This window comes from Nostoc sp. ChiQUE01b (genome assembly GCF_034531255.1).
GTDB lineage: Bacteria > Cyanobacteriota > Cyanobacteriia > Cyanobacteriales > Nostocaceae > Nostoc.
The window spans coordinates 1-12876 of the sequence record NZ_JAVRBM010000013.1 but is presented as its reverse complement, the minus strand read 5'-3'; the positions used below and the strand labels follow the sequence as shown (position 1 = coordinate 12876).

At 39.2% G+C, this 12876-nt stretch carries 12 protein-coding genes and 2 pseudogenes; 12 read left to right on the top strand and 2 right to left on the bottom strand.

The genetic code is table 11. The features are described from left to right. Positions 1–19 precede the first annotated feature (19 nt). A complete protein-coding gene (locus RMY63_RS11070) occupies positions 20–703 on the top strand; it encodes a tetratricopeptide repeat protein (RefSeq protein ID WP_322728748.1) in 684 nt (227 codons plus the stop codon). A gap of 6 nt (positions 704–709) precedes the next feature. Here RMY63_RS11070 and RMY63_RS11065 read toward each other — a convergent pair whose 3' ends face one another. Then, a complete protein-coding gene (locus RMY63_RS11065; RefSeq protein WP_322728747.1) occupies positions 710–2155 on the bottom strand; it encodes a transposase in 1446 nt (481 codons plus the stop codon). Between the two features lie 21 nt (positions 2156–2176). On the opposite strand from RMY63_RS11065, the pseudogene tnpA reads away from it, so the two are divergent. The 5 genes and pseudogenes from tnpA (at position 2177) to RMY63_RS11040 (ending at position 5588) form a co-directional block, all read left to right on the top strand. Beyond that, positions 2177–2587, top strand: a pseudogene (tnpA, locus tag RMY63_RS11060) (IS200/IS605 family transposase). 356 nt (positions 2588–2943) lie between these two features. Then, positions 2944–3294 (top strand): annotated as a pseudogene (locus RMY63_RS11055) (efflux RND transporter permease subunit); the annotation flags it as partial. Then, positions 3286–3489: an efflux RND transporter permease subunit gene (locus tag RMY63_RS11050; protein ID WP_322728862.1), complete on the top strand. Its 204-nt coding sequence runs from the start codon at positions 3286–3288 to the stop codon at positions 3487–3489. The pseudogene RMY63_RS11055 and the gene RMY63_RS11050, both read left to right, overlap by 9 nt. A gap of 247 nt (positions 3490–3736) precedes the next feature. Then, a complete protein-coding gene (locus RMY63_RS11045; protein ID WP_322728746.1) occupies positions 3737–4282 on the top strand; it encodes a hypothetical protein in 546 nt (181 codons plus the stop codon). A gap of 391 nt (positions 4283–4673) precedes the next feature. Further along, a complete protein-coding gene (locus RMY63_RS11040) occupies positions 4674–5588 on the top strand; it encodes a cation diffusion facilitator family transporter (RefSeq protein ID WP_322728745.1) in 915 nt (304 codons plus the stop codon). A gap of 226 nt (positions 5589–5814) precedes the next feature. Here the strand turns inward: RMY63_RS11040 and RMY63_RS11035 are convergent, their stop codons facing one another. Continuing rightward, positions 5815–6783, bottom strand: a complete 969-nt coding sequence (locus RMY63_RS11035) for a bile acid:sodium symporter (protein WP_322728744.1) — start codon at positions 6781–6783, stop codon at positions 5815–5817. Between the two features lie 298 nt (positions 6784–7081). Here RMY63_RS11035 and RMY63_RS11030 point away from each other — a divergent pair, with 298 nt between their 5' ends. The 6 genes from RMY63_RS11030 (at position 7082) to RMY63_RS11005 (ending at position 12446) form a co-directional block, all read left to right on the top strand. Beyond that, the gene (locus RMY63_RS11030) at positions 7082–7546 is read left to right on the top strand and encodes a hypothetical protein (protein ID WP_322728743.1); all 465 of its coding nucleotides are present in this window, start codon (positions 7082–7084) and stop codon (positions 7544–7546) included. Between the two features lie 362 nt (positions 7547–7908). After that, on the top strand, positions 7909–8397 hold the full coding sequence (locus RMY63_RS11025) for a DUF2808 domain-containing protein (protein ID WP_322728742.1): 489 nt from the start codon (positions 7909–7911) through the stop codon (positions 8395–8397). A gap of 587 nt (positions 8398–8984) precedes the next feature. Further along, positions 8985–9737, top strand: coding sequence for a two-component system response regulator RppA (gene rppA / locus RMY63_RS11020; RefSeq protein ID WP_322728741.1), 753 nt, complete (start codon positions 8985–8987; stop codon positions 9735–9737). Beyond that, complete coding sequence (gene rppB / locus RMY63_RS11015) at positions 9724–11133, top strand: two-component system sensor histidine kinase RppB (RefSeq protein WP_322728740.1); 1410 nt, start codon at positions 9724–9726, stop codon at positions 11131–11133. The genes rppA and rppB overlap by 14 nt, the downstream gene beginning before the upstream one ends. Before the next feature lie 225 nt (positions 11134–11358). Next, positions 11359–11631: a hypothetical protein gene (locus RMY63_RS11010; RefSeq protein WP_322728739.1), complete on the top strand. Its 273-nt coding sequence runs from the start codon at positions 11359–11361 to the stop codon at positions 11629–11631. 176 nt (positions 11632–11807) lie between these two features. Further along, the gene (locus RMY63_RS11005; protein ID WP_322728738.1) at positions 11808–12446 is read left to right on the top strand and encodes a hypothetical protein; all 639 of its coding nucleotides are present in this window, start codon (positions 11808–11810) and stop codon (positions 12444–12446) included. The last annotated feature ends 430 nt before the right edge of the window (positions 12447–12876 follow it).

The following is a 12876-nucleotide window of genomic DNA, read 5'->3' as shown; positions in this document are numbered from 1 at the left end:
TCAAGGAGAAAGTCAAGCTATGAACTATATTCGCAAAGCTGCTACCGTCTTAGGAATAACAACTAGCGTACTGAGTGGAATACCTGTTGCTGTCCATGCTGCACAAGAAGCACCAACGCGCATCCAACAGATGAATTTTCAGGAATACCATAATCAGGGAGTGCAAAAGCTTGAGCAAGGTAACTTCAACGGCGCAATAGAAGATTTTAGTCGGGTAGTACAGTTAAATCCCCGATACTACGAAGGTTTTTGCCTTAGAGGTTTAGCAAAGTCTCAATTAAAAGACTTTAAAGCAGCCGTTAGCGACTTTGATCAAGCACTGCGACTCAACCCCAACCATACAGATGCTTACAACGGTCGAGGAACTGCTCATGCGGAACTAGGAAGCATTGAAGCGGCTATTACCGACTTTAACCAGGTACTTAGAATTGATCCGAAGTCTGTAGATGCTTACTACAATAGGGGCTTTTTGAATTATAGACAGGGAAATCATAAACTGGCGATCGCAGATTTTAACCAAGCATTACAAATCAACCCCAACTTAGCTGATGCCTACGGCAACCGAGGACTTGCTGAATATGCTTTAGGCGATCGCAAAAATGCCATTAATGATTTAGAGCAAGCTGCAAGTCTGTTTCAACAGCAAGGAGATACTCTTCGGTATCAGCAAACACAAGCTCTCCTTCAGCAGATTCAGCCGTGACATCTCCTACACTGAACCGAAACGGTTATAGTGCAGGCTTCCAGCAGCCCGATGAAGGGTATGAAGGATTTCCTCCGTGGTACTATCATCCATAGTTCCAACTATGTTCAGATTCCCACTACGGCGTTTTATACTAGGGAAAATGCCCAACCCTAGTCTTTTCAAGTTGACGGCGGCGTTAATATCACGGTCAACCATCAAAGTATTTTGGTCATCCCAATATTCTCTGATACCGCAATCAGTGAAAACAATATCATTGCGGTAGCTGAGAATCATTGAAGTGTATTGTGGGTTCTGTGAAATTGCTACAGCACCAGCTTTTTCGGCTATGCGTTGTAATATTTCAAAGAATTGCCCAAAAGCACCGTCAGCCCACGATTTATTTAATCCTGACTTAGCAGACTGCCCATTAGGAAAATATTTTCCATCCTCATCCTGTTTGGTTTTATTACGTCGAGTTAACCCCTTGAGGTTCAAATCTTCATAGAAAAAATACTTCTTCCCAGTTCTCACAATTTTGTGAGCAGTTTTGTACTGAAAGTCTTTACGACTTCTAGCAATTTTCTGATGCTGTTTACCTTCGCGTTTTGCCAACTTACGCCGAGACTTAGATCCCCGCTTGCATTTATTTCGTTTAATAGAAATGCGGTTTAACTTGGCTTGATTCTGGCGTAATGGTTTTAAAGATGAGAGTTTTTCGCCTTCTGAAGTTGCAAGATAGTCATCGCCTTGCAACACAGCATCAATTCCCATTGAGTTGTTCCAACTGGGAATAATATCAGTGATTTGATTTGGTACAGATACATTTTCTAGTACCATCTGAATGTACCAGCCATCAGCCTTTTTTGTAACGCCAATTTGTTTAATAGTAAATCCGTCAGGTATAGGTCGGTGCATCCGAACCTTGAATATACCCAATTTGGGCAAACGAATATATAGCCAATTTTTGCGAATTAGTTTTATCCATTCATTGTTAGCTGTTGCAAACGTTATAGTTTTAAAACTTGCCTCAGTTTTGAAACGTGGTTTCCCAGAACGTTTACCGCTAAAATCCCCAATCAGAAAACGCTCAAAAGCTTTATCAACTCGCTTGCAAACATCTTGCAGGATAGTTGAATCTACACTTTTGAAATCAAGCAACTCGCCTGACCATTGTACAATGCTCAAGTCTTTTTTGATGACTGGTAGCTGGAGCTTCTGACTGTAGTAGCTAGGTCGGTCTAGCAACTCAGGGAGTCTGGTTACAAAGATTGGACAACTATTTACAGCATGACGGTTATTTTCCCACCAAGAGAAGCGTTCACCCAATTGGCGGTTATACCAGTACCGACAAATTCTCAGCCATTCATTAAGGATTAGTTTTTGATTTGATTCTGCCTCTAGTCGATACTGGTAGGTTACTTTCATCCTATTAGCTAAATGGGTGTTATCATTTAAAGCTACACTAATCATACCATGATATTTTTCTTGTTAATGAAGAATGATTTTGACTTCCATTGGTCGTTCGGTAAGTGATTTAAAAGCCCACTTAGTTTTGACGACAAAATATAGGCGCAAAGCCTTTACTCTAGAAATATTAAAACGACTATAAAATATTTGGTTGACTTGCTCGAAAAGTAGGATTGCAAGTTAGTGGAGTTCAATGGAGAAGAATATCATGTACATCTGCTATTTCAATACCACGCAGACTTACAAATTAGTAAACTCGTCAACAATGTCAAATCACTAACTTCGCGCAGGTTACGTCAAGAATATACAGAACATTTAGAAAAGTTCTTTTGGAAAGATGCATTTTGAAACGGATCTTATTTTATTGCTAGCTGCGGTGGAGTCACAATTTCAAAGCTTAAAGAATATATCGAGAATAAAAACAGTTCAGAATGAATATAGGTCATGGCTCGACATGGTGATTAATGGTTCTGGCTGCGCCAAAATACATTAATTACCATATCTCCCCATTCCCACGCATTCATCTCACAACCCTAAGAGTGGGTTGTGAGGCTTCTGCTGTTTGAGCTAAATCGTGATTACAATCTTCTGCTGGATTCCCATTGGAATTAGCAATTGCGAATTGGATTGACTGTTGATGGTTTAGTAACAATTGCTAACCTGAAATTTCCACCTGTTGTCCCTAAAAATTTCATCTCAATTTCATCTTCATTTGGGAGAGTAGGTAAAGTACTTGATCTTTAAACTTACTTAGCTGCACAGCAAGCAGACATCCCTTAACACGTTTAAAAATGCTTAATTCTATTGTTAAATGGTCGATCGCTCAACGCGGGCTAGTAGTTATTGCTTCCATCCTCATATCTGTTTGGGGCTTTCGTGTCCTTACACAAATGCCACTGGACGTGTTTCCCAGCTTTTCTCCGCCTCAAGTCGAAATTCAGACCGAAGCCCCTGGTTTAGCGCCAGAGGAAGCGGAGTCGCTGGTGACTCGTCCTATAGAAAGTACAATAAACGGAACTCTTGGACTTGAAGCTTTACGCTCTTCCTCTGCTGTAAGAGCCACCTTCAGTTGGGATACGGACATTTATCGCACCCGCGAAGCGGTGACGGAGCGGTTGCAACAAGCACGCAGTATGGTGCCTTTGGTAATTGGTAGTGAAGCTGGAAAAGAAATTCTTCAGCCATTAGCTGTTGTGGTGTTAGGTGGTTTATTTACCTCAACTGCTTTAACTCTGCTGGTGCTTCCGGCTTGCTATGTGCAGTTTCGTAAGTTTCTGATTCCGAAAAAGACCACACCAATACAAAATATTGAACTTACCCAAGGTTCAACTGTATGAGGTAACAACCTCATATTTTCTAGGGATGATAATGCCCTACCCTTTACCTGCTCGTTGTTAACTGGTTTGTACCATTTCACTTTCAAATTGCTACAAATGGGCAGCAAGGGAGCAGGCGGCAAAGGAGGAATGATTTGTAGCTGTAATGCGTGTAAATTGGTATTTAGGAATATTTTTCTATGTTTTTGCTAACTGTTCAGATACCAAATTGTGTTTTAATTATTAACAAGTGATGAGGAGTGAACCCATGAAATCATTAAAATTAGGTTTGGTTGCTTTTACAAGTATAGGATTACTTTTCTTGGGAGCTTGTAATGGTGGAAGCCAAGAAAATAATTCAAATAGTAACACAGAATCTACTACAAACACAGCAGCAAATACCTCAAAAACCGAACCTACTAAATCAGGTGATTCATCCAAAGAACATAATGAGAAAGACCATTCTCATAAACACGATGAATCACAAGAAGGTAAAGAACATTCACATGGTGGCCAAGTTGTTGAATCAGGTCAATATCATTTAGAGTTAGTCACAGAAAAAGAAGATAAAGGAACTCATTTAGATTTTTATTTGAAAAAAGGCGAGAAGCATGAGGTAGTTTCTAATGCTCAAGTGACAGCTGCAATTCAACTACCAGATGGGAAGCAAAAGTCGGTACCTCTTGCGTACAACGCTGATGGTAAACTTTACGAAGCAGAAGTATCAGAACAAGCAACTGGTCAATATCAGGTGAAAATTACTGCGGATGTCGGCGGTGAAAAGCTAAACGGTCGGTTTAATTTTAATCAATAGCGAGTTTGTCTTGCTTGCGGGACAGTTCTGTTTCAAATGAGTTTATCAAACAGAATTCAGGAGTCAGAATGGGCTAAACGCCCCGCTACCGCTAACAGAATTGAATTCTGTGCGACTGGCGGATGAATAAACGGGTTTAAAACCCCATCGTCTGCACGGTGTCTACAATTGGTTGGGGTCTGAATCCCTAACCGATTGTGATTCTGACTCCTGAATTCTGACTTCTGACTTCTTCTTCAATTCATCATTTAACTACTGTCCCTAATTTGATAAAAAACGATAATCAACTGCTTGTATGTTAATAGGCAAAGTTCAAAACTAGGATAATTCCTGTTATTAAGATAGAAGAGAGATATAGAAATCCTATTTTATTTTTTAAAAGCTGATAGTCATGTCTCACAATCATAGTCACGGACACGATCACGGTGGCAGTAATTACAACCGCGCTTTTGTTATCAGTGTTGCCCTAAACACTGGTTTTGTCCTCATTGAGGCAACCTATGGCATTGTTGCTAACTCCCTTGCCTTGATTGCCGATGCGGGTCACAATTTGAGTGATGTTTTGGGTTTACTACTTGCTTGGGGCGCAAGCATCCTCGTCCGTCGTCGCCCGACATCACGTCGCACCTACGGGCTGCGTCGCACCTCAATTTTGGCTGCGCTTTTAAACGCCGCTTTTCTCCTAGTTGTTTCTGGCGGTATTGGCTGGGAAGCAATTCAACGGTTTCGTGAACCTGCTCCGGTAGCAGGAGGAATAGTAATTACAGTAGCAGCTATAGGAATTTTCATTAATACAGTAAGTGCTTTGATGTTCTTGTCGGGGCGTAAAAGTGACTTGAACATCAGAGGCGCATTCTTACATCTAGTTGCAGATGCTGTGGTATCTGTAGGGGTTGTACTAGCTGGTATTGCAATTATTGCTACAGGTTGGCTGTGGTTTGATCCAGCGGTGAGTTTGATTGTTACTGTGGTGATTGTAGCTGGCACTTGGGGACTTTTGCAGGAATCCTTGAATTTGATTACAGATGCTGTACCAGCAGGAATAAAACCTTTGGCTGTCCGTACTTATCTAACTGAACTCCCTGGCGTAGCTCAAGTTCACGACCTACATATTTGGGCAATGAGTACTACAGAAACAGCACTCACTGTTCACCTTGTCATACCAGCAGGTTATCCGGGTGATACTTTTTTAGCACGGGTAGTCCGCGAGCTTCACGATAATTTTAGCATTGAACATCCAACTATTCAGGTGGAGACAGGCGATCCAAGTTACCAATGTCCTTTCGCTCCTGATAACCTAGTTTAAGCCAATTGTTAGATATTTAGTAACGGCTACACTCTTAGCTAGATAGACTAGTAATTCGTCTTTCTCAATAAAGCTTGCCCATTCGCATCAGAACCACCAAGTATTATTCCTAGATTTGAGGGGTCTTCCAGGGAAAAACCTGTGTTCCTAATGCTACGACTCTTTATAATATTAAACTATTCGCTTTAAACGTCAAGCTGAATATACAATCGTAACGCCAATTTAGCTATTTCTCCATCTGAGAATACCGCCCTTTACGACGCAGAAAGAGCAACAACTGGGAGACTAGCACCATGACAGGCAGTTCGATAAGTGGTTCAATAGCCAAAACAAGGGTAATCAAAGGACGATCAGGAAAAACAGATGTAGCGATCGCTAATGCAAGGGGTGAATTGCGCGCAAGTGTTGTACAACTGAAACAAGCAAAATCTTCATAACTAAAGTTGCCGAATTGTGAGATTACTTGAGTCAGCAAAAAGGTAATTCCATAGAAAATAAGGATAGGTGGTAACGTTTTTAGCAGCACATCTAGACGCTGAATTAGGGTTTGCCCCTGCGAGGCAAATACCGCTGTAATTGCCAAGCACAGAAATAGCGTTTGCCCTGCTGCTATTTTCAGTGGAATTTCACGCCAAAACCCGTTTACCTTTGGTATTAACCACTTAGCGATAAACGCTAAAAGCATAGGAATAACTAAAACCAGTACAATGCTTTCGATAAAAATTGCTGTATCAATCTGCACCATTTTTCCAACAAAAACTAACAGATAGACGGGTAGGAGAACCACTTGCAAGATCATATTCCAAGGAAGGAAGGCTGTAGCTAAAGCAACATTTCCTTTGGCAATCCCTGTAAAAATGAGATACCAGTCAGTACAAGGTGTGACCATCAGCATAATTAGCCCAACCCAAAGATCGGGAGAGTCCCGTAGGAAAATAGCTCCCAATCCCCAAACAAAAACAGGTGTCCAAATAAAGTTCATTCCCAAAATAAGTCCGGTCATCTTGTAGTTTTGAAATGCCTGACCTAAACGATTAAGTGGAATATTTAGAAATACCCCATAGAGCATGACCATCAAGGATGGAACAATCAAAGATACAGCGTTTTCCTCAACCCATTTGATTTGTCCCAGTATCAGTCCAATTAAGATGGCAATGATGACAAATACGGATTGAAGTTTTTCAGTCAAACTCATGTTTGGATGTCTCCATTAAGTCTTTGAAGAGAGCAATAAATAGAGCTGTCGGGAAATAAAATATGAGTTAGGAATTTGTGAGGAAGATGGAGAGTATCATATTGCTTCTGCGCTTTCCTCTGCGTTTAAAAAGATTGATTCTGTACCTCACTGAATTGGGAATTGCTTTAATTTTTCTAAAACTAGCCAAAATTTCATCTTGATTTCATCGTGGCCTGTCAAACTCATAATGTAAAGGTTCATTCAATAAGCAAAAATATGTAGCTTATTTTACATAATATTTACTTATAAATTCCAGATGAAGAAAACATTGATTTACACAGGTACAGTGTTTGCTCTTGCCACTACAGCTTTCATTTCCTTTAGCCATGCAAGTGCCAAAGAGACTAATATTGAAAATAATTTGCAATATCCTACTAATAGTTGGCGGCTTGTCAAACATACTTTTCGGTTAAACATCCCTCAAAACAACAACCCTCTTTTCCAACTTATTATTGAAACTCCATCTACTGTAGCAGTGAGTAATGACATTGATGTCTTCGACGCGAATGGTCAGAAAATTAATACTAATATTTCCGTCAATGGCAAAGATATTATTATAGATTTCCCTGAAAAGGTTATTTCTAACACTAAACTCTTAGTTAATTTTAATCAAGTTCAACAACCAGTGACAGGCCCAGCTTCTGTATACCACTTTTCAGCGAAGGTTGTTGGTAGTGAAATAGAGATTCCCGTTGGTACAGCTCAATTCCCTACATTTTAATCCTTAAATTTTGACATTCATCATAAATTTCATCTTGATTTCATTTAGACCTGCCAAACTGATCAATAAAGGTAATATACCTTTTGAACTTCAAACGGTAAACAAGTTAACGGTAATTTTTCTAACTTCCTTTAATTAACGTGTAACCGTAGACTAACTTTTCATGGAAACTTTTGAAAATGTTGGTATTACGAAGTGTAAGAGTGTAACAAATTAAAACTTTTACACTTAATCTTTTTTCAGATTGTGAAAAGCAAGAAACGTAGAAGGTAGTTAATTTTAGTTTTACCAGAGTGTTCCGTATTGATTTATCACAGGTTCATTTTGATTTGCTGACGTTAATAATTAAGTGAGGAGTAAACATGAAGAAAGTGCTATTTTACGTTGCTATATCTACTCTAGCTGCTGCACTTTTAATTCCTGCCAACTATGCAAGTGCCAATGAAGAAGATGGTAATGTTCCTCATGTTGATGGTAACTATCAATTTCCTCAGACTCGCTGGATGCCTGTTAGACATACTTTGCGAGTACACGTTCCCAAAAATAGCAAGAGTGTTTCACAGTTAAAAATTCAAGTTCCAACTACTGTCAGGTGGAGTGATGATAGTAATGATGTCGTTATAAACGAAGAGAATGGTCGAAAAATTAATACTAATGTTACTGTAAATGGCAAAACTATACTGCTAGCTTTTGCCGAACCAATTGTTCCTAATACTAAGCTAAAGATTCATATCAAGAATGTCAAACAACCATTTCTTGGTAATGGCCCTGTCTACCGTTTATCTGCTAATCTTGTTGGCATTAATGCAGAAATACCTATAGGTGTAGCTAGATTTCAGGTAAATTTTTAAACTTAGCATGATTCAAAAAAAAAAGCTCTTAACATTTAATTTACAAATAAGTTAATATTAAGAGCTTTTTTATTTATTAAATCCAATTTTCAAATATTAATTATTAATAATTTCAAATCTTACTAATTTATTTTAAGTGGAATTAAAAACTTTGTGATCCAGGGCAACGTAGGTAATTTATGAACCTCTTGCTGAGTAATAATCTTGATGAAAAAGTAGCCTCAATAAGCAAATGCTCAAACCCTTGTTATTAAAATATTTTCATATTTTAGATGCGTTTGCTTTGTTTTATGATCTGGCTTAATATTTCATCTTGATTTCATCATTACCTGCCAGAATAAAAAATAACTTAGTAGACCTCTTGCAATTAGTTAGACTTGTTACTTTCTCTAACTGAGTATCACTCACACCAATTGAGCAATGGAATGTACTGAGTTTTTCTTATAGATTATCTACTCCCAAGGCTGTAGCATCTGTTTATAGTCTTAGATAGCTTGCTTGTATACATGATTTAATAACTCAGAATTTCATCCTAATTTCATAAACTTCTGTCAATCTGTTTCTAAGGGATAACCCTGTTATTAACTATGCTGATTTCACAGAATTGCTACGAACCTCTAACTTTTCAATTTGATATGCGGGTACTGCTAGTAGAAGATGAGCCAGATTTGGGGTCTGCTATTAAGCGAACGCTGAAGCAGCAAAAGTATTTAGTTGACTGGGTAATGGATGGTAATGAAGCATGGGCATATTTAGAAAATAGTTCGGCACAATATACAGTGGCGATTTTAGATTGGATGCTCCCAGGATTTACTGGTTTGGAATTGTGTAAAAGGCTGCGTTTAAAAGGAAATTCTTTGCCTATCTTGATGCTCACAGCTAGAGATAGCATGGAAGATAAAGTTGCTGGTTTAGATGCGGGTGCTGATGATTACTTGGTTAAGCCTTTTGGAATGGCAGAATTACTGGCAAGGTTGCGGGCATTGCAGCGGCGTTATCCCCACTTACAACCTCAACAACTAACCGTTGGTAACTTTACTCTAGATTACAGCAATAGTACAGTTGTCGGTCAAAATACTACGGGGGAAAAACAGGAAATTTCTTTAACTAATAAGGAATTCCAACTGGTGGAATATTTTATGAAGCACCCAAATCAAATTGTTACCACTGAACAGATTCGCAATCAGCTTTGGGAAGTGAGTGCAGAACCTGCTAGCAATGTGGTAGCAGCGCAAGTACGTTTGTTGCGTCGCAAGCTAGCCTGCTTCGACTGCGCCAACCCGATTGAAACTTTACACGGTATGGGATATCGTCTGAATCTGACTAATGAATCAAAATAAACTGTTTCGAGGAACTCGTGTTCGTTTAGCTCTGTGGTATGCCCTCGTCATGGGTTCAATTTTAAGCGTTTGTGCTTTCGGTGTCTACAGAGCTGTTTTCCGTGCCCATGTAGTAGCTTTAGACAGTGAAATTGAGTCTGTAGCGGGAACACTGCATGACAGTATTGAATTTAAGCTCAGGCAACCTGGGAGTTTGGAACCCGTTATACAGGAGCTATCCCCAAATATAAATCTATGTAGAATTGGAGCCAGCTGCACTCAACAGCAGTCAGATACTAAACGTCATTTTCTTGGTGTAGTTAATAAAGATCACTACTATGTACGTTTTTTTGATACTTCAGGACGCTTAATTGCTACTGCTGGTAATTATCCAGAAGGACTGTCTAATGTCTTCAGCAATGAAAAATGGTCATTTCTCAAAGACAGCAAAGGCAATGATTACCACCAAAATTCCTTAGTGCTACACACCCCAGATAATGGGGATTGGGGCTATATGCAAGTGGGGCGAAGTCTTGAAGAATTTAATCGTTATCTGGATAGTGTGAAATTAAGTTTAGGTTTGGGATTGCCGATCGCAATGGGTATGGTTGCAGTTGCTAGTTGGTGGTTGGCTGGTTTAGCTATGCAACCAATTTATCAATCTTATCGACAAATTCAACAGTTTACAGCAGATGCTGCACACGAATTGCGAACGCCTTTGGCTGCAACAGGGGCAACGGTGGAATCAGCGCTTTTAATGTCGCAGATGGACGAAGAAGAAACGAGGGACATTCTGCGAACTATCCACCGTCAGAATCAGCGACTTATTACTTTGGTTGTAGATTTATTATTATTGGCTCGTTTGGATAGACAACACCTACCAGTACAACTAGAAGAATGTTGTTTAAATGATATTGTCAACGATTTAGTCGAGGAATTTGAAGCGATGGCAATTGCGGCAGGTGTAATGCTGCAATCTAGGATAAAGGTAAATGAGCCAGTAAATATTGTCGGTGATAGTGACCAGCTTTACCGTTTGGTTTCTAATTTAATTGTCAATGCAATTCAGTATACACCCAAATCCGGGAAGGTTACGGTTTCCCTGGGTTGCAGTGACCATCATGCTGTGATTCGGGTTCATGATACGGGTATTGGTATCCCAAAGAAGGAACTGACTCGAATTTACGATCGCTTTTATCGGGTGAATAGCGATCGCTCTCGTAATACTGGTGGTTCTGGTTTGGGACTAGCCATTGTTCAAGCAATTGTTCACTCACATCACGGCAGCATAGATGTGCAAAGTGAATTCGGCAAAGGCAGTACTTTTACTATAAAGTTACCATTCAATGCCCGTCCCATTAATAGTGTTCATTCTATCTCCATCTGGAAGATGTTATATAAGTCATCACGTAAATAGTTAAACTCGCTTTTCTAGTTTTTGCTCTTAGATTCTTAGTACAATACTACAGACTATAGTGCAATATTCCCGCTTCTACGAGTAAACAACGTACTACAGGAAAATTGCAAGCGAAGGTAATATTAACCAGCGTCTAAATGGAACTCATACACAGCACTCGAATTGAGTTCTAATTTGCTATCCTCAGAGATCCTGCTTTGTATTTACCTGATGCTAACTATGGATATGCGTCGGCTTATAAAAAAGGTTGAAAAACCAGTTCGCAAGAAAATAGAAGTAAACCCAACAACAGAAGACAAAATTGTTCAACCTGAGATCCAAGTTCCTCAACCCCTAGTTGAGTCAGAACCAGTAGTTGAACCCATACCACCCGCATATATCGAAGTACCTGAATCTGCATACATACCCGAATATCGCCCTCTGCGCTCCGTGGGTAACTCTGGCTGGCAAGTGTCTGATATGTGGCGTGATATCCGCGTGGATGATTTCTGTGGGTGATACCATGCCTAAAATAAGTATAAAGTAATGCATTATTTCTCTGATATACGTACTGTTACAAACAAAAGTTGTCCCTTGGTAAAGAAGCCTACCAAATAATCAACGATAGCTTAGAGTTGAGTGCGTAGACGCTTAGGCCGCTTGTCGTATACATTGCAATGGCATGAAGTTGTTCAATGGGTAAACGAAAGAGAAAACATCACAATACATCCTTCCCTTGGATGCTAGAAGAAGAGAATCTGTTCATTGCTCCTACTGGTAATGAAATAGTTACAGATGCGGGATGGGAGAAAATTTCATTTGAAGAAGCCAGAAAACTGTTTAGTCCCGAAACTTTTCAAGAGTGGTACGAACTGTTCCTAGAAAATACAGATATCTCGGAAATACTTTCAGAATCTAATGTAGATATAAATTTAGACGATGAATCAGCAATAGATAAAGTTCTACAAAGGAGCAACTGGACACCAAAACAAGTCAATTTAGTTGTAGCGAAGGCTATCTATAAAAATCACGCCTGGGTGAGAGGATTACTGATTTCTACACCTGATGTTGAAGAACCCTACTTTCACAATTATGAAATGGAGGCAATTCGTTTAGGAGTCCAATTGCGAAAATACATTAAAGAAGATATTCCAGTAATTAATGACTCCAAAGATGCTGTCAGATATTTACACCGAAGATACACCCTCATTGGCTGGCAACCAAGAAATTGTGTGACAGCAGCTCACAACCTAAAAATATCTCAAGCTACTAAGGTTTACAGTCAACTTCTAGGGGATGAAGATTGGGTAGATGAAGAAGACGAAATTTATTAGTCAAGAACAAGAAACTCTACAACACCGGAAAATATGCTCCCCATTCCTGATGACCACTTTTTGAATTCAAAATTAATAGGAAAGAAATTTGGAATTGATTCATTTGGGATACAAGTCCCTAATTTCAATTATGAAAAAATCAAACACGTAGTATCGATATTCAAGCCCTCGCATTTATGCGTGGGGTATTAATTTTGAATTGATAATTTTGAATTTTGAATTGTTTTGGCTGGATAATAATAGAGTTACCGGGAAATAAGACCAGAAATCCTTGAAACCTTATGCACCTAGCATTTTGATAAATTTTAATTAAAATGGCTGTAAACTATATTTATCAGTACTACCAGACATTTTTATCGTTATTTTCCGACAAGTCTAGTTCCCGGTGCGAAACTGCTGAACAAATCAGATATAAAAATTTGTTAATAAT